General features: G+C 57.9%; 15 protein-coding genes and 1 tRNA gene. 11 read left to right on the forward strand and 5 right to left on the reverse strand.

Annotation, left to right across the window (positions count from 1 at the left end; translation table 11 throughout):
- Positions 1-28 precede the first annotated feature (28 nt).
- The 5 genes from rpsU to AC13D2_RS01915 all read left to right on the forward strand — a co-directional run bounded on the left by rpsU (position 29) and on the right by AC13D2_RS01915 (position 5,285).
- Positions 29-244 carry a 30S ribosomal protein S21 gene (rpsU, locus tag AC13D2_RS01895; RefSeq protein ID WP_007153483.1) on the forward strand — a complete coding sequence of 72 codons (216 nt, stop codon included), beginning with the start codon at positions 29-31 and terminating at the stop codon, positions 242-244.
- Between the two features lie 152 nt (positions 245-396).
- Positions 397-2,130: a DNA primase gene (gene dnaG / locus AC13D2_RS01900; protein ID WP_482938137.1), complete on the forward strand. Its 1,734-nt coding sequence runs from the start codon at positions 397-399 to the stop codon at positions 2,128-2,130.
- A gap of 180 nt (positions 2,131-2,310) precedes the next feature.
- Entirely contained in the window at positions 2,311-4,158 is a 1,848-nt protein-coding gene (gene rpoD / locus AC13D2_RS01905; RefSeq protein WP_300497575.1) for an RNA polymerase sigma factor RpoD, read from the forward strand.
- 116 nt (positions 4,159-4,274) lie between these two features.
- Positions 4,275-4,351 (forward strand) — tRNA-Ile (locus AC13D2_RS01910).
- Positions 4,352-4,556: 205 nt separating this feature from the next.
- Positions 4,557-5,285, forward strand: a complete 729-nt coding sequence (locus AC13D2_RS01915) for a choice-of-anchor N protein (protein ID WP_482938138.1) — start codon at positions 4,557-4,559, stop codon at positions 5,283-5,285.
- Positions 5,286-5,418: 133 nt separating this feature from the next.
- Here the strand turns inward: AC13D2_RS01915 and AC13D2_RS01920 are convergent, their stop codons facing one another.
- Together AC13D2_RS01920 and AC13D2_RS01925 are read right to left on the reverse strand one after the other, a co-directional pair.
- Positions 5,419-5,751, reverse strand: a complete 333-nt coding sequence (locus tag AC13D2_RS01920; protein ID WP_482938139.1) for a tRNA-binding protein — start codon at positions 5,749-5,751, stop codon at positions 5,419-5,421.
- 34 nt (positions 5,752-5,785) lie between these two features.
- Complete coding sequence (locus tag AC13D2_RS01925; protein ID WP_482938140.1) at positions 5,786-6,466, reverse strand: glutathione S-transferase family protein; 681 nt, start codon at positions 6,464-6,466, stop codon at positions 5,786-5,788.
- 110 nt (positions 6,467-6,576) lie between these two features.
- Between AC13D2_RS01925 and AC13D2_RS01930 the strand changes: the two genes are divergently transcribed.
- From AC13D2_RS01930 to AC13D2_RS01950, 5 genes are all read left to right on the forward strand, one after another.
- Complete coding sequence (locus tag AC13D2_RS01930; RefSeq protein WP_199447693.1) at positions 6,577-6,816, forward strand: TIGR02647 family protein; 240 nt, start codon at positions 6,577-6,579, stop codon at positions 6,814-6,816.
- 330 nt (positions 6,817-7,146) lie between these two features.
- On the forward strand, positions 7,147-8,484 hold the full coding sequence (gene aupA / locus AC13D2_RS01935) for an alkane uptake protein AupA (protein WP_292047793.1): 1,338 nt from the start codon (positions 7,147-7,149) through the stop codon (positions 8,482-8,484).
- Between the two features lie 13 nt (positions 8,485-8,497).
- On the forward strand, positions 8,498-11,680 hold the full coding sequence (locus AC13D2_RS01940; RefSeq protein WP_482938141.1) for an Ig-like domain-containing domain: 3,183 nt from the start codon (positions 8,498-8,500) through the stop codon (positions 11,678-11,680).
- Positions 11,681-11,958: 278 nt separating this feature from the next.
- Positions 11,959-14,253 (forward strand): molybdopterin-dependent oxidoreductase, encoded by a 2,295-nt coding sequence (locus tag AC13D2_RS01945; protein ID WP_300499905.1) that lies wholly within the window; start codon positions 11,959-11,961, stop codon positions 14,251-14,253.
- Positions 14,254-14,273: 20 nt separating this feature from the next.
- Positions 14,274-14,735 (forward strand): DUF2489 domain-containing protein, encoded by a 462-nt coding sequence (locus tag AC13D2_RS01950; protein ID WP_482938142.1) that lies wholly within the window; start codon positions 14,274-14,276, stop codon positions 14,733-14,735.
- 334 nt (positions 14,736-15,069) lie between these two features.
- Here the strand turns inward: AC13D2_RS01950 and AC13D2_RS01955 are convergent, their stop codons facing one another.
- The 3 genes from AC13D2_RS01955 to AC13D2_RS01965 form a co-directional block, all read right to left on the reverse strand.
- Positions 15,070-16,434: an HDOD domain-containing protein gene (locus AC13D2_RS01955; protein ID WP_292047785.1), complete on the reverse strand. Its 1,365-nt coding sequence runs from the start codon at positions 16,432-16,434 to the stop codon at positions 15,070-15,072.
- A 129-nt stretch (positions 16,435-16,563) separates the two neighbouring features.
- Positions 16,564-18,639 (reverse strand): ATP-dependent DNA helicase RecG, encoded by a 2,076-nt coding sequence (recG, locus tag AC13D2_RS01960; RefSeq protein ID WP_292047784.1) that lies wholly within the window; start codon positions 18,637-18,639, stop codon positions 16,564-16,566.
- Between the two features lie 8 nt (positions 18,640-18,647).
- On the reverse strand, positions 18,648-19,607 hold the full coding sequence (locus tag AC13D2_RS01965; RefSeq protein WP_292047783.1) for a hydrogen peroxide-inducible genes activator: 960 nt from the start codon (positions 19,605-19,607) through the stop codon (positions 18,648-18,650).
- An 89-nt stretch (positions 19,608-19,696) separates the two neighbouring features.
- Between AC13D2_RS01965 and AC13D2_RS01970 the strand changes: the two genes are divergently transcribed.
- Entirely contained in the window at positions 19,697-20,569 is an 873-nt protein-coding gene (locus AC13D2_RS01970; RefSeq protein WP_292047782.1) for an NAD-dependent epimerase/dehydratase family protein, read from the forward strand.
- Positions 20,570-20,727 lie beyond the last annotated feature (158 nt).

Raw genomic sequence — 20,727 nt, forward strand, 5'->3', positions numbered from 1 at the left:
CCGAATCAATCAGGTAGGTGATTTTCGAATGCCAGCTGTTAAAGTGAAAGAGAATGAACCGTTTGACGTAGCCCTTCGTCGCTTCAAGCGCTCCTGCGAAAAAGCAGGCGTTCTGTCGGAAGTACGTCGCCGTGAGCACTACGAGAAGCCGACAGCCGTGCGCAAGCGTAAGGCAGCTGCAGCCGTCAAGCGTCATCTCAAGAAGCTTCAGCGGGAACAGCGCAAGTTCGAGCGTCTGTACTAAGCTTTACCGGACGCCGCTTGACTGCAAGCCTATAATCGCCTGTATAGCCACAGGTTGCACAGAGCGATACCAAAATGCCGCCGAGGCCTGGCTTCGGCGGCATTTTTGGCTGTACTTCCAGGCCCGGCACTTTCCGCGCGACCGGAGACATCATGAGTGGACTGATCCCGCAACGCTTTGTTGAAGACCTGCTCGACCGGGTAGACCTGGCAGAGCTGATCGGATCACGTATCACCCTGAAAAAGGCCGGCGGCAACTACAAGGCCCGCTGCCCCTTCCATGATGAGAAAACGCCGTCTTTCAACGTTCGGCCGGACAAAGGCTTTTACCACTGCTTTGGCTGTGGCGCCCATGGCGATGCCATCAGTTTTGTCCGCGAATTCGACGGCCTGGGTTTTACCGACGCCGTAGAGGAACTGGCCCGCCGAGCCGGCATGGAAGTGCCCTACGACCAGAGCGCGCGCCAGGAAATGCAGCAGGCGCGAACACTGACGGACGCCCTGGATTACGCCAGCCGCTTCTATCAGTCCGCCCTGAAGGGCCAACAAGGTGAATTCGCCCGGGACTACCTCAAACAGAGGGGCCTGGACGACAGCATTATTGGACAGTACCAGCTGGGCTACGCCCCTGGCACCGGCACCGCCCTGTTCGACAGCGCCAGCAAGGACCTGCAGGGGCCATTGATTGAAACCGGCGCCGTGTCTGACCGCTACGGGCGGCCCAGGGACTTGTTTCGCAACCGAGTGATGTTCCCGATCCGCAACAGCCGCGGACGGACCATTGCGTTCGGCGGGCGCACACTGGGTGATGACAAGGCCAAGTACATCAACTCTCCGGAGTCTGATGTGTTCCATAAAAGTCGCGAAATCTACGGCCTTTATGAAGCCAAACAGTCAATCCGCCAACTCGACAGACTGCTGGTGGTGGAAGGCTATATGGATGTCATTGCGCTCGCGCAGAATGGCATCCACTTTGCCGTAGCCACACTGGGCACAGCCACAAACCAGGACAGCCTGTCGGCACTGCTGAAGCAGGTACGGCATCTGGTGTTCTGTTTTGATGGCGACCAGGCCGGTTACCGGGCGGCCGATAAGGCCCTGGAAAATGCGCTGGAATTGCTGACCGATGGCCTTCATCTGCAATTCCTGATGATGCCGGACGGTGAAGACCCGGACACGTTGGTGCGCAAGGAGGGCCCCGACGCGTTCCAGGAACGCATCAACGGCGCCACGCCCCTGTCTCGCTACCTGTTCAACAGGCAGAGTGAAGGCTTGGACCTGACGCTGCCGGAAGACCGGGGTGAGCTGAAGGCACGGGTAGAGCCGCTGCTGAAGAAAATGCCCAGGAGCACCCTCAGGGATGCCATGTGGCATGAAATGCTGCGACTGTGCGGCAACAGCCGGGGCGACTGGCAGAACCGCCGCCAGCCAAACGGCAAGGGCGGATACGGCGAGCGCCGGGTGCAGGAACAACGGATTGACGTAAAGCTCAGCAAGGATACCCAGCTTTGTCTGGCCCTGCTGGAAGCACCTGACATGGCCAGCGAAATTGCTGAACTTTGCCGCAGCAGCCGCCAATACCGGCAGGCCGGCCAGTTCGCCGGCTGGATTCTGGAGCAGGCCATCAAAGACCGGCGCTCCCTGGTCCGCGAACTGGCAACGGATAACCGCGCCAGAGAACAGTTTTACAGCCTGTTCGATGGTATTGAACACATCCCCGCACGGGAACAGACCCTGGCTGGCGCCAGGGAAATGCTGAATCCGAACCGGGAAGTAGCGCGCAAGCAGCGGCTGGCGTCTCTGCTATCGGAAAAACGTAGCCTGGCAGACCTTAGCGCCGAAGAGCGACAGGAACTGAAGGCACTGACTGGACAGAACGACGACTGACCAGCGCCAGAAAACAGAGCCGGCGGGCCAAAAAACGCAATAACTGCCGCCGGAAACGGCACTGCACTTGAAACTTGCAGTATTGATCACCATCTAACCATCCGGTGGCAGAGCAACCGCGCGACAGCTATAATGGCTGTTTAACTTTTTTCCTTTTACCAGCGAGTTCACAGGGTGTCTATGTCAGGCAATTCGCAGAAATCACGTCTTAAAGACCTCATTGCACGAGGCAAGGAACAAGGTTACCTGACTTACGCCGAGGTAAACGACCACCTCCCGGAAGATATTGCTGACCCGGACCAGGTCGAAGACATCATTCGCATGATCAACGACATGGGCATCCAGGTGTCTGAAGTGGCACCGGACGCGGACACGCTGCTGATGACCGACGGTGACTCCACCGCAGACGAAGCAGCTGCCGCTGAAGCCGCCGCTGCACTCGCAGCCGTGGAATCCGACGCTGGCCGCACCACGGACCCGGTCCGCATGTACATGCGCGAAATGGGCACTGTGGAGCTGCTGACCCGCGAAGGTGAAATCGTCATTGCCAAGCGCATCGAGGAAGGTATCCGCGATGTGATGGCCGCCGTGGCCCACTTCCCCGGCATCACCGGCACCGTTATCCAGGCCTACGACCGCATCATCGAGAACGAAGGCCGTCTCAGCGACATCGTCTCCGGCTTCCTCGATCCCGACGGCGCCGAGCCGTTCATGGAGGAAGACACTACCCCGGATACGTCCAGCACGTCAGACGACTCATCCGACGATGATGACGATGACGACAGTGAAGAAGAAACCGAAAGCGGTCCGGATCCGGAAGAAACCCGCCTGCGCTTCGAGCTATTGAAAGAAAAACTCGACGCCGCGGACGCTTGCCTGGCCAAACACGGCCGTGGCCACAAGAAAACCCAGGAAGCCCTGAACGAGCTGGGACAGGTGTTTGCGCCGTTCAAGCTGGGCAACAAGGCCTTTGATGAGCTTGTAAACGTGGTTCGCTCCACCAACGATCTGGTGCGCGAGAACGAGCGTGCGATCATGAAAATCTGTGTGCGTGAGTGCAAGATGCCGCGCAAGGATTTCATCAAGTCGTTCCCCGGCAACGAAACCAGCCTGGACTGGGCCGAAAAGATGTCCAAGGGCAAGAAGCCCTACGCACCGCTGATTGCCGAGCGCATCGACGAAGTCGTGCGCCTGCAGAAGCGCATTGCCAACATCCAGACCGAAGTGGACCTGGACGTTTCCGACATCAAGGAAATCAACCGCCGCGTCTCCATCGGCGAAGCCAAGGCCCGCCGTGCCAAGAAGGAAATGGTGGAAGCCAACCTGCGTCTGGTTATCTCCATTGCCAAGAAGTACACCAACCGCGGCCTGCAGTTCCTCGACCTGATCCAGGAAGGCAACATCGGCCTTATGAAGGCCGTTGACAAGTTCGAGTATCGTCGTGGCTACAAGTTCTCCACCTACGCCACCTGGTGGATTCGTCAGGCCATCACCCGCTCCATCGCGGACCAGGCACGCACCATCCGTATTCCGGTGCACATGATCGAAACCATCAACAAGCTCAACCGCATCTCCCGTCAGATGCTGCAGGAGATGGGCCGCGAGCCCACGCCGGAAGAGTTGGGGGAGCGCATGGAAATGCCCGAGGACAAGATCCGCAAGGTATTGAAGATCGCCAAGGAACCGATCTCCATGGAAACCCCGATCGGTGATGACGAAGACAGCCACCTGGGCGACTTCATTGAAGACATCCAGGCCCTGTCGCCCGTTGACTCCGCTACCGCTGAAGGTCTGCGCGAAGCTACCCGCTCCGTGCTCTCCGGCCTGACCGCCCGCGAGTCCAAGGTGCTGCGCATGCGCTTCGGTATTGAAATGAACACCGACCACACCCTTGAGGAAGTCGGTAAACAGTTCGATGTTACCCGTGAGCGCATCCGCCAGATCGAAGCCAAGGCTCTGCGCAAACTGCGCCACCCTTCCCGCTCCGACCACCTGCGCGGCTTCATTGACGACCAGGGCAACGGTTAAACACCACAACAGTAGCGGGCGCCGCCGCTCACCGGTATAATGGCGCCCGCTTTGTTGCTCCCGCCCGGAAGCGACATCCCAGTAAGCAAACCTTTAAACAGCATCCGCTGAAAAAAGGGCCTATAGCTCAGTTGGTTAGAGCAGAGGACTCATAATCCTTTGGTCCCTGGTTCGAGTCCAGGTGGGCCCACCATTTCATACCTTTTTATTCCAATTCAGAAACCCCGAGTGGTGTCGGCATTCTTTACACAAAGCCTCCAGCATACGATCAGGCTCTGACGCCAGTCCATTGAAAATTCCCAAGTTCTAGTTTCTGGCCATGCTTTTGCTTGCTTATCATATAGCACCTGCCATTGAACGGCGGGGTATGTTTGAAAATTTTTGCGAGGAATGTCGCTATGAAAATGAGAACTTTAGCGGCTTTGGCCATAGGGATGCTGGGATCCAGCTCTGTGCTGGCTGTGCCAACATTACAACTGGACATTGATGGCGGCACTTATTTGGGGGGCACAGAAGAAAGTACTGTGACTAATGCTGCAACATTCGATTTGTGGGCTTTAGGCAAGGTACCGAGTGTAGATACGACTATTGACTACTACCTGTCAATTGCGCTTCTGCCTCAGAGCCAAAACATCGGAGATCCCGCAAACCTTGGCGGTATTACCGTAAATGGCACGGCACTCTCCTCGCTCATAGGTGATTCTGAGTACGGTACCCCACCGATCGAATCAATCTCAAACGGCGGAGAACTTGGTCCACACGGAATTTTCGATACTTTGTATTATCAAATTGCCTTCAGTTTTGATGGTTTGCCGACAGTAGCGTCTTACAACGTTCAAGACGATACTGCTGGACCTGCCGGTGAGGAGTTATTCAAACAGGTTTTTCAGATAGACGCATCATCATTGGCAATGGGTTACGGTCTTCATTTCGACCTTTACACTTACGGTGAAACTAACGGCAACCGGACAGCGATCACGGACTTCGCTCCCTTCTCCCACGATGCTGCCTACTGCGTCGACCGTAACTGTGAGCCGGTAGAAGTGTCTGAGCCCTCAACTCTAGCGCTATTTGGCATAAGCCTGATTGGGCTAGTTGCGATCAGGCGCCGCCTTATCACCTCTTAGTGTCAGGCTAGTCAACATATCAAAGCTTACCCGTCACACGAAGGTCCCTCACTTGGGACCTTCCTTATAAACTGCTTCTGATACCTGCGCCCACTCACCATATGACAACGTGTTTCAGAAAGAGCCACCGTCCTCAAATAAGCCTCTGACCATTGCTGACCTTATGATCAGTGCTAACCAGCGTTATCGCACCCTCATCATTCTTTATTCCGGTCACTAAGCACTCGGACATAAAGGGGCCAATCTGTTTGGGCGGGAAGTTGGTAACGGCGAGTACCTGCTTACCCAACAACGCCTCAGGATCATACAGGTCAGTAATCTGAGCACTGGATTTACGAACACCCACCTCTGGCCCAAAATCGACTTTTAGCTTGTACGCTGGCCTGCGGGCTTCCGGAAATTCGCTCACCTCAATGATGGTGCCGATGCGCAACTCCACGCTCTCAAAATCTTCCCAACTGATCATGCCTGGTGTGTCCCCTGTCTGTTAAAGAATGTGGCTATTTTCTGTGGTCCGCGAGCAGGGTCCCGACCGTGAACGCGATGTCCTCGTGCTCGGTATCTCGCCACGGTTCTGCGAGGGATTCGGCTTCCCACTGCTGCATACTGCCTAACGCCAGAACTCTCTCAACGTAGGCGCCGGCGCCTTCGCTCAGGTCCAGCCCGTAGGTGCGTACCCGATAGACGACAGGGGCAAAGAAGGCATCCACAGCGGTAAAGCAGTCACCGGCGAGGAACGGGCCACCGAACTTCTGCAGGCCATGGGACCACAGGCTGTCGATGCGACCGATATCCTTTTGCAGGCCTTCACTGACCGTGTTCATGCGGATACGCAGGCCCACGTTCATGCTGCAGATATCCCGTAGCGACTGGAATCCGGAATGCATTTCAGCAGCCGCACAACGTGCCCAGGCACGGGCCTTCGAGTCTTTAGGCCAAACGCCTTCGTGGCGCTCGGCCAGATACTCACTGATGGCCAGCGAGTCCCATACGGTTGTGCCTTCGTCCGTCAGGCAGGGTACCTTGCCGCTGGGGCTCAGGCGCCTGTACGCCTGCCAGGTGGGCTCGTCACCAAACACAATGAGCTGTTCATTAAACTCAATGCCCAGCTCTTTCATCAGCACCCAGGGGCGCAACGACCATGACGAGTAGTTCTTGTTCGCAATATGAAGGGTGTACATCCCTGTCTCCATCCAGGTGGGGTGGTTTATCCGGAAATCAGTTTTGCCGAATACCGTGGCTTCGTATACAACTACACTATGGCCATTAAAAATAACACAAGGAACGCACTATGCCTTTCTCTTCCGATCACATTGATGAACTTAACCTGCTCGCTATGTTCGACCTGTCATCCGCGCAGGAGGGCATCAAGGTTCACCAGCATTCGGCTGCACCAGAGATGGTGACAGCAGCTGAACGCCTACACCAGAAGGGGCTGATCACTCAGAAGGATGGCGGTTACCTGACAAGCCTGGGCAGTGAAATGGCGGAGCATGCGCAGAAAGTATTGTCGGTACTGTCCAGCAGCTGAGCAGCCGGCCGGCTTATCCACCGGGTGCCCGAACGGGTGCCCTTTTTGGTGCCCACCTCCAAAACCTGCAACAGTTCACACCCCTTCGTTACAGAAATAAACACCTTCCGGCCTTATAAAACTCTGTATTTCCAGCATTTTCAAACCATCTTTAACTAGAGGGTGGTCGTTTCGACACCAAAACCTGTCAAAGAAGCCAACGTCCCGATAAGACAAGAGCACTACACTGCTTTTCGAACAAATGTACCAACAATAATTGCCAGCCCTGTTACCCGGCTCCGGGGGCACGGCAAAGGTCCATAACAAAGACAAACGAATGGAGTGTGTTTCATGGTTTCAACCTCCCGCTTTTCCCTGCGTGCGATAACACTCGCCGTTGCAGCCGCCTCGGCCGGTTTTTCATTGAATGCCTCTGCCAGCATGGGCAACATCGGCACAACCTATGGCGTGATGCCCGTGGACGTGGCCACCGCACAGGCCCTGTCGATGTTCAACGAGCAGGTGTCAGCCACCTATTACAATCCGTCCTATTTAACCAGTGACGAGCGTGGCGAGCTTACCGGTGGCATTCTTCATGCGGAGCAGGAACTGCGCTCCAGCCGTTCCGATGCAGACGGCGATATTATTTCGGACTCGCCGAGCCAGCATGTCCTGATCGGTATGAAAACCAACCTGGCGTCCCTGACCCGCTTCGACCACCCGATTTACCTGGGCTTCATCGCAGGCGTTGAGAAGTATGGTAAGGAAATGCTGGCATTCTCCTCGGAAACCTCCGAAACCGGGCAGTATCTGCAATACGGCAAGGAACCCCTTTTCCTGAACATTGGTGGTGCCACCCCACTCTGGCGAGGCATCTCGGGCGGTTTCTCGGTGCGCGTCACCCTGGAGGCAGCCGCTCAACTGGATGCCGTTTCAACACTCGGCGGTGAGACCAGCCGCGAGCGACTGGCGGTTAATGCCGAGCCGTCGCTGAAGTCCATCCTTGGCACCACCATCAAGTGGGGCGATACCCTCTGTCCGGACAGTGACTGTTTCCTCGATGGCTGGGAAAGTGCGGTTACCTATCGCACCAAGTCATCCGCTTCGACGTCTGTGGACTCCAACATCATCGTTACCCAAACCATTCCCGACCCGGGCCTGAGCCTTGCGGTGGCCACCATCGATTCCTTCCAGCCGGAAACCTTTGCCATCGGCACCCAGTACAAGGGTGACGGCTGGCGCATCGGCGGCAGCATTGAGCAGCAGAACTGGTCAGAGCTGGAAGACGAGTTTGCCGGCGATACCATCAAGGACCAGGAGAACGTCAGCGCAGCCAATCGAATTCGTTTCGATGACATCCTGGTGCCCCGCATCGGCGCCGAATACCAGCTCAGCCGCCACTTTGCCGTTCGCGGAGGGCTGGCGTATGAGGAGTCTCCCCTCAAAACCACCCGCAACCCGGAGCTGAACTATCTGGACACCGACAAGATCGTGGCCGGGCTTGGCATCAGTGCCACCTACGAACGCACCCGCGTGCTGGCCTACCCGGTACGGTTGGATATCGGTTACCAATATCAGCAGTTGCAGGACCGGGATTTCACCATCGTCGACTATGACGGCAACGAACAGCAGGCAACCGCCGACGGTGACGTTCACGTTATCAGCGGCTCCATCACCCTGAAGTTCTGAGGAGAGGTTTGCCATGAAACACAACAACACATTGGCACTGATTCCCGCGATGCTCCTGGCCGCATGCGGCGGGGGTGATGAACAGACCATCGACGAGCCCACAACCCCGGGCTCAGTCGTCTACTCCTACCCGGCGGATGGCCAAAGCAACGTCAGCCCCAAGGCAGACATGGTACTGCGCTTTTCCCATGCGCTGTCTGACGACGATGTAGTCAGCAAAATACGCATCACTGATGGAAGCACCGACCTGAGCTTTACTGCCGAAAGCGTGGATGGCGGGCGCAGCCTGACACTGTCGCCACAGGTCGAACTCAGTCCGGGAGCCAATTACACCATTGAGTTTACCGAAGCGCTGCAGGCGGAAAGTGGCCGCACGATTCCTAACCCCAATGCCTTCGGCCCGGAGGGCGTGCAGTTTTCAACACGGGGTGCCTTCAGCGGCATCTCCGGGCTGGACAACCTGAGCCCGGAGTTCACCGTTGCGGAAATGATTCCCTCCGAGGGCAATGTATTCCAGCCCATGAACTTCTCCACATTCCGACTGCAAATGACCCAGACCGTGCACCCGGACTGGAAGGCACGGGGCGGTGTCATTGAAATCACTGACAGTAACGATACCGTTGTGCCGGCCACCGTTATTGTGAAAGGCCGGGACATCACTATCGACCCCTGCCTTGCAGACTCAAAAGAGCGCTGTGGCCGTGAGGAGGACATACTCACCTCGGGCGAGACCTACACCGTGTCAGTCCGCAATCTGCCGAGCCTCCATGGCGGTGCGCTGGGCGACTTCAGCGAAACCGTAACCCCACGCGACACCGGCCCGACGGTTGTGCTGTCTCAGCAAGTGGTGGATTCCGGCCTGAATGCCGGCGAGAGTGCTGAAAACACCCGCAAGTCTCGGCTAAACGGGCAAATCATCAACGGCATCACCCTAAACTCCGTCCTGCAGGGCAATGCTGGGCCGTCCCAGCAAACCGGCGATCTGTTTGCAGAGCTCGCTTACGCGCCGGCATTTGCGGCCGATGAGCCCCTGCCACTGCGAGTTCCGAAAGGCAGCGTGTTGACCAGCAGCACCCTGGACGTTCGAATAAACGGTGAGGTGCCGGTTATCGACCCGGCAACCGGCAGCATTCAGAAAACCGGCGACATTAAAGTCACCATGTTGTCGGACGCCACCGGCTACCTGATGCCAAACCCCTACACGGATAGCATGAACGCCCCTCGCCACGTCAAACTGTTTATGGACGTTGCCATGAACACGGAAGAGGCGCAGCCCAATGCTTCGTTATCCCAGGACCTGCTGGGGGTAGAGCTGACCGGCATAGCGATCGTGGAAGATGGCGTGTTAACCATAGACGCCATCGGTATGGTCGAACCCAACCTACTGGGCCAGGAATTCACCGACGCCACCATTGCCTTTCGTATTGAAGCGGCAACGGACTCCGAATCCGCCCTGGACGCTGCCGAACAACGGGACGAAGAACTGGCGGACAACACCGGCCCACAGTTAGTAAGCTGGATGCCAGGGCCGGACGATGCCTTCCCGGGTAATCGTGATCAGATGCAGCGCCCTGGCGACCCGATCGTGCTGAATTTCGACGAACCACTCGACGCCGATACCATCGCCGATGGCATTGTGCTGGACTCAGCGGGCACACCGCTGACGGTTGGCGACGACACACTGGACGCCAAACTGGACGGAACCGCCCTGGTACTGAACCCGGTCGGCGGCCTGGAGCATGGCGTCAACTACACCGTGCAGATCGGCAACGCGCTGACCGACCTTGCAGGCAATGGCGCCACACCTCAGAACCTCAGCTTCGCCCTGCCTGATACTGGGGGAGGTTCGGTTACCCAGAGATCACCCCTGGCACTGACAACGTATCCTGGCTATCCCTGCGTAACAACCGCCGTCAACCTGAGCCAGGGCACTCACGGGCGCTGCCGGGATGCATCCGACAGTGGTGCCGCCGGTGACCTACTGCCAATCACCAAGCTTCCCACGGACCGACCTATTGTAGTGGTGTTCTCCAAGTCTATGGACTTCGACACCATTAACGAAAACACCTTCATTGTCGAAAAAGTTACCAATGCGTCGACACCCATAGGTTCTGGCGAATCCGTCAGCGGACGCCTGGAGAAAAACAACCAGCGCATCCGCTTCTACCCTAACAGCCCATGGGACACCGCCGATGGCAGCTTTTACCGCTACACCATGAGATCCGCCAACGGATCAGGCAATTGCGGCAACGCCATCTGCTCGGAACAAGGCTTTCCTCTGCAGACCGACCTGCTGGTGGACTCCACCGACGCCGGCGGCCCCAACCTGACCATTTACTTCAGTGGCATGGAGGCCCAGCAGACTGTCTATACCCCTCTGCGTAACCTGCCGATCCGTGATGCCAATTCCAACTTCATCGTAGATTGCCCAACACTGGGCGGAGAAAGCTGCCTGGAGCCTTTCAATCATGAAGGCAGCAATGCGGATGGGTTCCTACCCTCTGCCAATGCCGCAAAGCTCTTGGTCGACGACCAGACGGCAGATGGCGGGTTTCTGGGTGATCTCAGCGCGCGCGTGGGCTGTAGCTCGGATGGACCCGACTGCCCACGCAACAAGTTCATCTACCAGACCTACGCTCTGAACACCGAAGTCACGGGACCGGCGGTGGACCCGGAAACCGGCCAGGACGGTGTTGGCGTACTGTTATACCCAACACTGCTGGCTACCACTTCAGCGGACGTTTACATCGATCTTCCGTTTTACTTGGGCGGAGAGCAGGCCTCTACAACCGGGCCCCAAATCCTGCGCATGCGATATGCTAAAGATGACCCTGGCTGCACCAGCAATTGTGCCCGTAACAGCTTGATCCCCGGGATCATTATCGAGACAGATGACGGTCCGGTTTTTAAGACAGAAGCCGATCTATTCCTGGACGCACCGAACCTGGTCGCACCGCTGAACGCCGAGCACAACCTCTACAGCTATCCGTTCACACTGGATCTGGAAGGAAGGGTGAAGTTCTTCAACGACGGCAGGATGCAGATCGAACAAAGAACTGACAACGTTCCGCAAATCAACGTTGAAGCGGTTGCCCTTGGTTTCGCGACCGTCAACATCCCGCTGATCATTCCGCAGCAGGGCGTTTACCTGAACTTCCTCTCCAACCCCATCAAGGAAATTCCAGCAGAGTACTAACTTCAGGCTCCGCTACTTATGGCCAGCCCCCCGGGCTGGCTTTTTTGTGGCCTAAAGAGCCGGAAAGCGGTTTTCCCCTACCAAGCATTTCCTGCTAATCTGGTTTTCTATTGAAACTAACTCCAAAATTGGACTGACAAGCGGGCAGGGTATTCCGAAACCGTGCGGAGCCATGGATGGCGGAGCCCGAGCGTAAAGGGACGTATTCACAGCGTGTTTCGGAATACCCCTGCCCGCTTGCCAAAGCACATAATCAATAAAAAGACCGGAGAGACCCGATGGACAATGGCACCCACTACCGTAACTGCCACCTGTGTGAAGCCATGTGCGGCGTTGCTATTGAGGTCAGGGATGGCCATGTCACCTCCATCAAGGGCGACGAAGACGACCCGTTGAGCCATGGCCACATCTGCCCCAAGGCCGTCGCCCTACAGGACCTCCACGAAGACCCGGAGCGCCTGCGCAAACCGGTACGGCGCACCTCTGACGGCTGGCAGGAAATGGAGTGGGACGAAGCTTTTGACCTGGTGGCCAGCCGACTGCACCGGGTACGCAAAGAGCACGGCCGCAATAGCATTGGCGCCTACCTCGGCAACCCCAACGTACACAACCACGGCTCGCTGGTGGCCACCATGCCATTCCTTCGGGCCCTGGGTACCCAGAACCGCTTCTCCGCCACCTCCAACGACCAATTGCCCCATATGCTGGCCAGCCTGGAAATGTTCGGGCACCAGATTCTCTTTCCGATACCAGACATCGACCGCACCGACCTGTTTATCTGCATCGGCGCGAACCCCATAGCCTCCAACGGCAGTTTGATGACCGTGCCGGACTTCCGCGGTCGCCTCAAGGCACTCAAGGGTCGCGGCGGCAAGATGGTGGTCGTGGACCCACGCCGCACCGAAACCGGCAAACTCGCCGACGAATTCCATTTCATCCGCCCGGGCACCGACGCCCTGTTGCTGATGGCCATGGTGCACACCCTGTTCGAAGAGAACCTGGTCAATCTTGGCCACGCGGAACAGTGGACGAAAGATGTGGATCTGGTACGACTGGCGGCATTGGGATTTACACCTGAAGCTGCCAGCGATACTACCGGCATGCCGGCGGCCGATATCCGCAACCTTGCGCGGCAACTGGCCACAACACCGAGGGCTGCACTGTACACCCGCATGGGCACCAGCACCCAGGCCTTTGGCGGAGTTGCAACCTGGCTTGCCTACGTGCTCAATATCCTGACCGGGAAGCTGGACAGCACTGGCGGCATGATGTTCACACAACCCGCGATTGATCTGATCGCACTCGGTGGTATGTCCGGCCAGAACGGTCACTTCGGCAAGCGGTTCAGCCGGGTGAAAAAGCTGCCTGAGTTTGCAGGCGAATACCCTTCAAGCACCATTGCCGATGAGATTCTTACACCGGGTGAAGGCCAGATACGGGCATTCGTGACGGTGGCGGGCAACCCGGTGCTTTCAAGCCCCAACGGCGGCCGGCTCGACGAGGCCTTCGCCAGCCTCGACTTCATGGTATCGGTGGATTACTACCTCAATGAAACCACCCGCCATGCGGACGTCATACTGCCACCCACCGCTGGCCTGGAACGCAGCCACTACGACCTGATCTTCAGCATGTTTGCGGTTCGCAATACCGCCAAGTATAGCCCCGCCCTGTTCGATGCCGGCCAAGACACCCGCCACGACTGGCAGATACTGCTGGAACTGGCGCACCGTCTGGAGAAAAAGCGTAAAGGTGGTCGCCTGCCCCTGCGTTCCGAAATGGGTTGGCGCGCGTTCAAGCAGATTGGGCCCGACCCGATTCTTGATCTCATGTTGCGGGCCGGGCCCTACGGAACAAACATCGGGCCTGCACGCGGCCTGGTCCAGCCGGCCATCGACCTGGTGATGGATATACTTCCAGAGCGCCATCCCTTGCGGGGTCTGGCAAAAATGAGCCCACTGAACCGCCACTGGCAGGATTTGCCCAAGGGGCTTTCCATCAGCGCCCTGAAGGAACTGCCCAACGGCGTGGATCTCGGGCCGCTTCGCCCCTGCATGCCCGGCAGGTTGTTTACCCGCGACGGCAAGGTAAACCTCGCTCCACGCCGGTATCTGCAGGATCTGGGGCGACTTCATGCCTTACTTACGGCACCGCCCTCCGACGGTCTGTTACTGATCGGCCGCCGGCACGTTCGCAGCAATAATTCCTGGATGCACAACAGCCAGCGGTTGGTGAAAGGCAAGGACCGCTGTACCCTGATGATCCATCCGAAAGATGCTGCTCGTTGTGGCCTTCAGGCTGGCGATTCCGCCGAGATTGGCTCTACCTCCGGGCAGATTGTATTGCCGGTGGAGATCACCGAGGATGTGATGGCAGGCGTGATTTCAGTACCCCATGGCTGGGGCCACCATCGGGAGGGTACCGGTCAGAGTGTGGCGGTTGCCCACGCTGGCGCCAGCATAAACGACGTGTTGAGTGATCAGGAAATTGATCCGCTTGTTGGCACCTCCGTACTCAATGGGCAGACTGTGTCCGTGAAAGTCTGGCGTGCGGACCGCCAACGCAAACAGGCCTGATATTTTCAAGGGAGACTTCTATGCCGCCATGGCTTCAATGGACACTGATTATTGCCGGCATGCTGGCCATCGCGCTGCTTGTGGCGTTTATCAGCCGCCAGTTCCGCACCCTGCAGGACGACAGGAGGCGACAGGAGAAAGCCGAATCTTTCCGGAGGGAGCGCCGGGACAGTATGATTGAAAGTATCCGGGTATTGGCGATGGCGGTGGAAGAGGACCAAATCGAATACTCAGAAGCTTGCCTGCGAATCAAGGGCTTGCTGGATCACGTGGCGCCGGAGTTGCTGGAACAGTCGCCTTTCCGGGTTTTCCAGGAAGTGCATGATCAGATCCAGCATATGCCGACCCACCGTGCCCGCCAGGAAACAGATACCCGCTTTGTAGACAAGATGGATCGCGAGCGTCTGGCGGTCGAGGAGGAGCATGCCGATGCCATCCGGCGCGCCGCAACCGCCATTCGACACCACCCATTCCAGGCTTGACGCTCACCCCGTACCGACATGATGCTCAGTATTTTGTAACAATTTGTAACTAGTTTTCGTCGCTGAGAATTTGATTAGCTTTACAAATCAATCCCTTCAGCAGTCGCGAAATTATGACGCCCCACTCATTCACCAAACACCAACGTAGCCAGCTTTTATTTCCCTTCGTATTGGCTAAATTTAAAAAAGCGCGTTGCCACTACCGACCCTGCAACGGCGCTCTTTGTTTTCTCCTGAACACGTTGGTTTGATTCTGCAACAAGCGGGTGAGCTTGCCGGCCTTCGGGCCGGCTTTTTTGCGGGCTTTGAGAGGTGGTCGGGCGGTGACGGAGCCCTACTGATTCATCATCCCCGCCATCGCCATGATGCTATCCTTGTTTTCGACCAGTTCATCGAACTGCGCTTCCACCTTATCCCTGTTCAGCCCGAGAGATTCGTAGAATGCGTCCGACACCTCTTCACCCGCACCCAAGGCAACATCGCGCTTGGTCAGCAGTTGCCGGCCCAGCCAGAGCAGTTTGCTGTACACCGAGTGAGGGCCGTCATAACCAGGGTTTTTCTGGTTGCGGATTGCCAGGCAGACCTCGTCGGGCATACCCCAGTTCTGCATCAGTTCCGCCGCAATCTGCTCACGGGTCACGCCCAGCAGAAAATGCTCAATCATTGAGGAATCGAGATGGGGATTAGCTTCAAGCGACCGGCATACCAGCTTGAAATGGGGAGGGAAGACCTGCGCCAGCACCAGATAACCAAAGTTATGCAACAATCCCCCCAGGTACGCAAGACCGAAGATCGGACGTTCGCCACGAGGCATCATGCTGGCCAGGATCCCCGCCGACTGGGCTTGCCATATTGCCTGTTGCCAGTAATCCACATAGCCTTCAGGATGATCCTGGGGCTGTTTCAGGGCACGCCCCAGGGACAGCCCCATGGCGAGGTTCATCACCAGGTCGAACCCCAGAATCCGTGAGACAGCGTCGTGCACAGAACGCACCTGCCCCGCCGCAGCATAAAAGGACGAGGACGCCCAACTGACAACCTGAGCAGCCAGGCTAGGGTCACTTTCCACAACGTCCACCAGATCCCCCATTACAGCGTTGGGATTCACCCGCAGGTGAATAATGCGCTGGGCAGTTTCGGGCAGAGGGGGCAACTCCAGCGTATCTTCCAGGCGCTGCTGAATGCGCAGCGAGGTAAACCGACGAATAGCGGAATGTAGCTGATCTCGGTCCTTCTCCGGACTGTTGAGATTCACGGCAATGGTATCCCGCGCCACCGAAAACGAATGGCGGTCGGCCGCGACGGTGATTCCCCGGAACTCGTCGCCGGGCATGACCATACAAAGATTCTGCTCACCCAGGACCAATGCCACGGACGCCAACTCATCAACTCGAACGTCCACAATCGTGGGCCAGCCGGTTAGAGACGGCAAGGCGGGCAGCTCAGTCAGGCCAGAGCGCTCACGAACCAGGACCTGCTCCCGTCGCTTCATCACCCGCAAATCCCGCCCCAACTGTTTGTTCAGGGCATTGATATCCAGCAGGTCCCCCTCGCGGCATATGGCCTGGAGATTCCCCTCGTCATCCGTAAGCAATACCATTCGTAACAGTTCGCCGCCACGGGCCTGGCTCACATCCCTAAGGGAAACGCCGGCAGCAGACTCACCCAACGCCTGCCTGACTACGACAGGTAGCTCCATAAGTTTCTCCCAAAATGTATACGGTGCCCCGTTGGACACATTGGTTTCACTCAGTATAGGGCACAAACGGCGGCCCAACTTTGACAGCAAGCGGGTTTTCACAAGATTTCATAGACCGACGCAGTGCTTTTATACGTCGCCGTAGCGAATTCGCTCCCCCAACCAACGGCGAATCAAACCGTTCACCAATGCCGGCTGCTTCATCAGCGGCGGCGCCATTTCACGGATTGGCTCTATCCAACCCTTGTCTCGTTCAAAATCTGCCAGCCGGAACTGCATCATACCGGTCTGGCGGGTGCCTAACACTTCTCCCGGCCCGCGTATTTCCAGATCTTTCTCGGCAATCACGAAACCGTCCTGACTGTCGCGCAAGGCCTGCAAACGCGCTTTGCCATTCAGCGATAACGGTGGATGGTACATCAACACACAAAAACTGGCCTCTTCGCCCCGGCCAACCCTGCCACGCAGCTGATGCAACTGCGCCAGGCCCAGGCGCTCCGGATTTTCGATGATGATCAGCGAGGCATTGGGTACGTCCACGCCCACCTCAATCACGGTGGTTGCCACCAGCAGGTCGAGTTCACCGTTCTTGAATTGTTCCATCACCGCCGCTTTTTCAGCCGCCTTGAGGCGACCATGAACAAGCCCCACCTTCAGATCCGGCAGACGTTCCGCCAACTCCTGCGCAGTCACTTCCGCTGCCTGGCACTGCAGCGCTTCGGATTCCTCAATCAGCGTGCACACCCAGTATGCCTGCCGGCCTTCTTTGCAGGCTCTTCGCACCCGATCGGTCACATGGTCACGCCGGCCGTCGGGAATGGCGATGGTTTCGATAGGCTTGCGGCCGGGGGGCAATTCATCGATCACCGAAGTGTCCAGATCCGCATAGGCGCTCATGGCCAGCGTACGCGGAATCGGAGTCGCTGTCATAATCAACTGGTGTGGCGCCATGGTGCCACCGACGCCCTTTTCCCGCAGGGCCAGCCGCTGGTGCACGCCAAAACGATGCTGTTCGTCAACAATCACCAGTGCCAGGCGACTGAACGCGACATCTTCCTGGAACAGGGCATGGGTACCTATCACCACGGTGGCTTCGCCACTGCCAACGGCCTCCAGAGCCTCCTTTCGTGCCTTGCCCTTAATTTTTCCCGACAGCCACGCCAACTGGATCCCAAGCGGCTCCAGCCAGCTGCGAAAATTCTGGTAATGCTGTTCTGCCAGTATTTCAGTGGGCGCCATCAGCGCCACCTGGGCGCCGGCACCAATGGCCTGCAGTGCTGCCAGCGCCGCCACCACGGTTTTACCGGACCCCACGTCCCCCTGCACCAACCGCAACATGGGTACCGGCTGGCTGAGGTCCTGACGGATCTCCGTCATAACCTGTCGCTGCGCTCCGGTGAGGCTGAACGGAAGCAGATCAAGGAAGCGTTCGGGCAGATCACCGGTTGGTAGTAGCGGCAGCGCTTCCCGGGCCTGAACTTGCTGCCGCACCTGCAAGAGGCTCAGTTGGTGGGCCAGCAGCTCTTCCATGACCAGCCTCTGTTGAGCCGGGTGTCGCCCTTCCATCAACAGATGAACTGGCGCATTGGCCGGCGGCGAATGCACCAGTTCCACCGCCTCAGTGATGCCGGGCAACTGGTAGCTTGCCAACAAATCAGCGGGCAGCCAATCGCGGATCGGGTAGCGCTTTAGGTAGCCCAGGGCCTGTTGGCACAGGCTACGAACCCGCGGCTGCTGAATGCCCTCTGTCAGGGGGTAAACGGGCGTTAGCGTGGCCTCACCCTGCGCAGGCATCGGCGGCGGGTTTACCTGATATTCGGGGTGGTAGAATTCGTAACCGGCCCGCCCCGGCCGAACCTCGCCAAAACAACGCACCCGCGCGCCTTCCGTAAGCTGGTTCTTCTGGGCGGCGTTAAAATGGAAAAAACGCATGACCAGAAAGCCACTGCGATCCTTCAGAGTCACCTGCAGGCTGCGGCGCCGGCCCATCACGAGGTCAGTTTTCATTACCTCGCCTTCCACCACGCCGACGTCGCCGATACGGAGGTTACCCATGGGAATAATGCGGGTGCGGTCCTCATACCGGTGGGGAAGATGGAACAGCAGGTCCTGCAGCGAACGGATGCCCAGTTTCGACAACCTGTCGGCCAGGGCATTACCAACGCCCTTCAGGGTGGTGACGGCAATGTCGTCCAGTGACATCATAGCCTGGCTCAGGCGGTTGCAGCCGCGGCCGGCGTTTCAATCTTCGCTTTCTCGATCACCCGGCACTGGCTGGCCGCCAGTGACAGCACATCAATCGCCTTTGGTCGTGGGAAAGTGACCCGCCAGGCCAACGCCACCGTGCGATAGGGCACCGGTGCCGCGAAAGGCCTGACAGCAAGTATGTTCTCGTCATACTGCATCGCTGTAGCGGCGGACAGCGGTAACACCGTAATACCGAGGCCGGAGGCTACCATGTGGCGAATAGTTTCCAGTGAACTGCCTTCGGTCACCAGAGAAGGCGCCGCAGCACTGGGATTACGGGTGACCGCATCCACCAGCGGCGGGCAGGACTCCAGCACCTGGTCACGGAAACAGTGGCCGGGACCGAGCAGCAGCAACTGCTCCTGCGCCAGTTCTTCCGCTGTCAGGCTCTCGCGTTTGGTCAGCGGGTGACCTCCCGGCAGCAGCACCACAAAAGGCTCGTCGTAGAGCGGCAGAGTGACGACCTCTGGCTCTTCAAACGGCAGTGCAATGATGATGGCGTCGAGTTCTGACTGGCGCAGTTTCTGGCGCAGTGTGGCCGTGTAGTTTTCTTCGATGTAGAGCGGCATCTCAGACGCGGCGCGGCGAAGCTCCGGTAGCAGGTGCGGGAACAGATAGGGGCCGATGGTGTAGATGGCGCCTACCTTAAGGGGTGCATTGAGCTGGTTCTTGCCGTCCTGTGCCATGTCACGGATAACACCCACCTGGTCCAGAACCCGCTGGGCCTGGTCGATGATACGCTTGCCCGTTTCGGTGACGCGGATACTGTTCTTGCTGCGCTCGAACAGGGGTATGCCGAGCTCGTCTTCCAATTTCTTGACGGCCACACTCAAGGTCGGCTGACTGACATGACAGCGCTCGGCGGCGCGGCCAAAATGCCTTTCCCGGGCAAGGGTAACAACGTATCTTAACTCGGTCAGAGTCATGGCGGGCTCCGGTCAGAATTCGTCCAGGTCAAGGATCGTGCAAACGTTTCGTTAATTTATTAGCCAAAGCATAAGGATTGATATTGTCTATGGCAATCACTGAGCACCAACAAACGCCAACAATACTGGTCGCCGGCTGTGGCAAGCTCGGCGGCGCCATTGCCTCACAGCTTACCAGAACGGCGAAGGTATACGGCCTGCGGCGCAATCCGGACAGAGTTCCGGAGGGTGTCCATGCGCTGGGGGCGGACCTGATGGTGCCGGAACAGCTGCGCCCGGTACTGCCGGATAATCTCGACGTTGTGGTTTATTGCCTGACGCCAGCGAGCTACGATAACGAGGGCTATCACAATGCCTATGTAAAGGGTCTGCAGAACCTGATCGACGCCCTGGACGGGCACCGACTCACGCGGCTGGTGTTTATCGGTAGTAGCAGTGTCTATGCCCAGGACGATGATTCCTGGGTGGATGAGGCCAGCCCAACCGAACCCGCCCGATACAGTGGCCAGGCAATACTCGAGGGCGAAAGGATCGCCCTGGAGAGCGGCAGTCCGGCAACCGTAATCCGTTTCAGTGGCATTTATGGCCCATCGCGGGCACGCTTCCTCGACGCGGTGATGAATGGCGGCATGGCCCCGACCTCTCCCGGCCCCTACAGCAACCGTATCCACGAAGCGGATGCGGCCGCGGCCACCTGCCATATCGTGGAGCGGGCACTCGCAAGCCAGCCACTTGAGGACCGCTACCTGGCCAGCGATTGCGAGCCCGTGCGGCTGGATGAAGTGGTGGCATGGGTACGGGAACAACTGCCCTGCGACAAGCCTGGCCCCGACGCCCGTAAAGGTGGCCGGGCAGGCAGTAAGCGCTGTAACAACCGGCGGCTGCTGGACTCCGGATTCCATTTCCGTTATCCGGACTTCCGGGTGGGCTACCGGGAGATGATTGCCGAAAAAAAACGGTAGGCCTGGCAACCACCCTACATCGAGTAGGAGGGGGAGTTACCTCCCCCGTCCTCTCACACCACCGGGCATACGGTTCCGTACCACGGCGGTTCATGATTGGCTCTGAAGCCGAACCATCGTATCCAGCAAGCTTACCAGAGACAGACGGTCAAACACCC

It is taken from the genome of Marinobacter sp. B-12 (assembly GCF_056857915.1).

Excerpts from the sequence above, each read along its gene's own strand:
- rpsU (WP_007153483.1), top strand. The coding sequence starts at position 29 with ATGCCAGCTGTTAAAGTGAAAGAGAATGAACCGTTTGACGTAGCCCTT.
- dnaG (WP_482938137.1), top strand. The coding sequence starts at position 397 with ATGAGTGGACTGATCCCGCAACGCTTTGTTGAAGACCTGCTCGACCGG.
- rpoD (WP_300497575.1), top strand. The coding sequence starts at position 2,311 with ATGTCAGGCAATTCGCAGAAATCACGTCTTAAAGACCTCATTGCACGA.
- AC13D2_RS01915 (WP_482938138.1), top strand. The coding sequence starts at position 4,557 with ATGAAAATGAGAACTTTAGCGGCTTTGGCCATAGGGATGCTGGGATCC.
- AC13D2_RS01920 (WP_482938139.1), bottom strand. The coding sequence starts at position 5,751 with ATGATCAGTTGGGAAGATTTTGAGAGCGTGGAGTTGCGCATCGGCACC.
- AC13D2_RS01925 (WP_482938140.1), bottom strand. The coding sequence starts at position 6,466 with ATGTACACCCTTCATATTGCGAACAAGAACTACTCGTCATGGTCGTTG.
- AC13D2_RS01930 (WP_199447693.1), top strand. The coding sequence starts at position 6,577 with ATGCCTTTCTCTTCCGATCACATTGATGAACTTAACCTGCTCGCTATG.
- aupA (WP_292047793.1), top strand. The coding sequence starts at position 7,147 with ATGGTTTCAACCTCCCGCTTTTCCCTGCGTGCGATAACACTCGCCGTT.
- AC13D2_RS01940 (WP_482938141.1), top strand. The coding sequence starts at position 8,498 with ATGAAACACAACAACACATTGGCACTGATTCCCGCGATGCTCCTGGCC.
- AC13D2_RS01945 (WP_300499905.1), top strand. The coding sequence starts at position 11,959 with ATGGACAATGGCACCCACTACCGTAACTGCCACCTGTGTGAAGCCATG.
- AC13D2_RS01950 (WP_482938142.1), top strand. The coding sequence starts at position 14,274 with ATGCCGCCATGGCTTCAATGGACACTGATTATTGCCGGCATGCTGGCC.
- AC13D2_RS01955 (WP_292047785.1), bottom strand. The coding sequence starts at position 16,434 with ATGGAGCTACCTGTCGTAGTCAGGCAGGCGTTGGGTGAGTCTGCTGCC.
- recG (WP_292047784.1), bottom strand. The coding sequence starts at position 18,639 with ATGATGTCACTGGACGACATTGCCGTCACCACCCTGAAGGGCGTTGGT.
- AC13D2_RS01965 (WP_292047783.1), bottom strand. The coding sequence starts at position 19,607 with ATGACTCTGACCGAGTTAAGATACGTTGTTACCCTTGCCCGGGAAAGG.
- AC13D2_RS01970 (WP_292047782.1), top strand. The coding sequence starts at position 19,697 with ATGGCAATCACTGAGCACCAACAAACGCCAACAATACTGGTCGCCGGC.